Annotated in this window: 1 protein-coding gene; it reads left to right on the forward strand. The window is 71.0% G+C overall.

Translation table 11 applies throughout. The features are described from left to right. Positions 1-427 (forward strand): EAL domain-containing protein (locus AC1DN0_RS41550; protein ID WP_477146678.1); only part of this gene is annotated, 427 nt, incomplete at both ends.

The following is a 427-nucleotide window of genomic DNA, read 5'->3' on the forward strand; positions in this document are numbered from 1 at the left end:
TCCTCGACCAGCAGCTTCTGCAGCGCCTGCTGCGCGAACCGCACAGCGGCATGGACGGCCACACCCTGTACGCCACCGCCCAGGACCAGGAGTGGCTGGCCATCGCCACCGCGCCGCGTACCGACCTGATCGCCAGCTTCCGCCAGCAGTTCCGCCAGTTCATCCCGCTGGGCGTGCTGGGCGCGCTGGCAGCGGTGGGCGGGGTGGTCTGGCTGTCGCGCCGACGGTTGTCGCTGCCGGCCGAGCTGGCCACCGCGGTGCGCCGGCGCGAGTTCTTCATGCACTACCAACCCATCATCGAGCTGGACACCGGCATCTGCATCGGCGCCGAGTCGCTGGTGCGCTGGGCCCGCCCCGATGGCACCCAGGTGCGCCCGGACCTGTTCATCCCCCTGGCCGAAGAACACGGCCTGATCGACGCGCTCAC

It is taken from the genome of Cupriavidus sp. 05N39, from assembly GCF_056397325.1.